Source organism: Candidatus Burkholderia verschuerenii, from assembly GCF_001189365.1.
Lineage (GTDB): Bacteria > Pseudomonadota > Gammaproteobacteria > Burkholderiales > Burkholderiaceae > Caballeronia > Caballeronia verschuerenii.
In genome coordinates this window covers 1-2,228 of record NZ_LFJJ01000332.1, presented here as the reverse complement: position 1 = coordinate 2,228, position 2,228 = coordinate 1, and the positions used below count along the sequence as shown (strand labels likewise).

4 protein-coding genes are annotated in these 2,228 nt (G+C 46.1%); all 4 read right to left on the bottom strand.

Annotated features, from left to right (window positions below):
* Nucleotides 1–449: retropepsin-like aspartic protease (locus tag BVER_RS28625; RefSeq protein WP_157056284.1), on the bottom strand; the 449-nt coding region annotated here is incomplete at its 3' end.
* Complete coding sequence (locus BVER_RS28620; RefSeq protein ID WP_157056283.1) at nt 446–778, bottom strand: hypothetical protein; 333 nt, start codon at nt 776–778, stop codon at nt 446–448. The genes BVER_RS28620 and BVER_RS28625, both read right to left, overlap by 4 nt.
* A 3-nt stretch (nt 779–781) precedes the next feature.
* Nucleotides 782–1,051 (bottom strand): hypothetical protein, encoded by a 270-nt coding sequence (locus BVER_RS32035; protein ID WP_157056282.1) that lies wholly within the window; start codon nt 1,049–1,051, stop codon nt 782–784.
* Nucleotides 1,052–1,096: 45 nt separating this feature from the next.
* Nucleotides 1,097–2,228, bottom strand: a 1,132-nt coding sequence (locus tag BVER_RS28615) for a retrotransposon gag family protein (RefSeq protein WP_198155473.1), incomplete at its 5' end; no start/stop codon positions are given.

The window sequence follows — 2,228 nt, the reverse complement described above, 5'->3', positions numbered from 1 at the left end:
TCTCTCAAGTTGCAAACCTTCTCACCATTTTCAACCACATCCACTCGAAAGTACTTTGCACTCCCCTTGGCATCCTCGGTTCCGTGTTCGACCTCAAAACTCACTATTTCACCTTGAATGTTGAATGAAATCATGTTGTCCTTGACTTTCAAGGTGGCATCACCGGTGGCTAGAAATGGACGTCCCAAAATCAAAGGAACCTCCTTGTCCTCTTGCATTTCTAACACAATGAAGTTCGTAGGTAGCAAAAATTTGTCCACTTGCACAAGGACGTCTTCAATGATCCTGTCCAGTTTCACAATGGACTTATCCGCCAATTGAAGTGCAACGGGGGTGTATCGTAGTCCATTCACCAAATCTAGACTCTTTGCCACCGAAAGAGGCATCAAGCTCACACCCAATCCCGGATCGCAAAGCGCCTTGGAGAAAATTCTTCCTTGAATGCTCACGGAATATTACAACTCTCGGGGTCTCTCTCCTTCATTGGCATGTTGAGGTCTCGCTTGATTATGCAACTACAATTAGTGCTAAGAACCACCACATCGTCAAGCTTCTTCTTTCCTTTGTCATTTAAAATCTCTTTCATGTACTTCCCATATCGAGGCACGTTTCCCAACAAGTCGTACAATGAGATGTTTAACATGACGCCCTTCAAAAGCTCCATAAAAGACTTGAGTTGTGGATCATTCTTCATCAGCGCCATCGGAAATGGAGGTGGTGGTCTATGAGAATGATAGTTCCACTTGTCTTGTTCTTGACGATCAAGCTTGGCATTCAACTCCTATTCGGTTGGGATCCTCCCTTTTTCTTTCTTCTTTTTCAACTCGGGCTCTTGCACCCTTCTAGGAGATTCAACTCCTCTTTTTCTATTCTCCACTTCTTGAGGCTCATCATCTTCATCTTCAACAAAAGATAGTAAGGGATTGTCATTCTTGTCAACTTCCAACGATTCTTGCTCCGGCCCCTCATTCCCTTCTTGCTCATTGCTCGTTGAAGATCCTCCAACCTCCGGCAATTGCTTGCCACTTTTCAAGGTGATAGCGGCACACATAGGTTCCTTCCCCTTTGGATTGGGCACCGTGTCACTTGGTAGCGCTCATTGTGGCCTAGCATTAACCTTCCTTTGAAGTTCTTGAATGGCTTTCCCTTGCTCACCAATAAGTCTTCCTTGCTCATCAATCCGGTTGTCAACTCTCTTGAAAGCATTCTTGTTATCCTCTCTCATCTCCGTCAACATCCTTATGATAGTGCTTGTCTCCGAATTGTCCACCGGTTGCATGACTCCTTGGGTTGAGTTCCAATTTGAGTTTTGTCCTTCTTGTTGGCCATGGTTGTTCCATTGACCCCTCCATTGATTGTTTGTTGGCCCTTGTGATCCTTGGTTATTCCACCCTTGTTGTCGGCCTTGGTAGTTGCCTCCTTGTGCTTGGTTGTTCCACCCACCTTGATTGCCCCTTTGAAAGTTTCCCACGGCGTTGCAATTTTCTTGCACTTGTGGGCATTGGTCATTAAAGTGAGGTCCCTTGCAAACGCCACAAGTAGGTCTCCAATCTTGATCACTACCACTTGGGAATGAGGCTTCTAGCTTCTCCATTTTTTTAGTCATAGCAGCCAATTGTGCCTCAATGCCAATAGTCGGACTCACTTCCATCAAGCCGGCTTGCCTCCTTTGATTTCCTCTTGATCTACATCCGTTTGCCGCAATCTTGTCAAATAGGGTCCGGACTTGGTCAAACGTCATGTCTTGTAGAGACCCCCCGGCACTCGCATTGACATTGAGTTGAGTCTCAAGAGTGAGTCCGTTGTAGAAAACTTGAACTTCATAGCCATCTTCCAACATCAAGTTCGGGCATCTTTGGACTAGATCTTGGAATCTCTCCCAAGCGTCGGCAAAACTCTCCCCCACTTGTTGCTCGAATTTCATCACTTCTTGTCTTAACCGCTCAACCCGGTCGGGGGAGAAATATTTGGCAATGAACTTCCTTATGAGCTCGTCATAGGTGGCAATAGTTGAAGCTTGAGATCGATACCACTCTTTGGCTCGGGCTTGGAGAGAGAACGGAAAAAGCATGCGCTTCATTGTACCTTGCTCCAAGTCTTGAAGTTTGATCAACCGGCAATACTCCTCAAATGCCGCCACATGGTCATTGGGCTCTTCACTAGGCAATCCGTGGAAGGTCGACCCGTTTTGTATAAGAGTGACAATGCCCGGCGGAATGTGATAATTA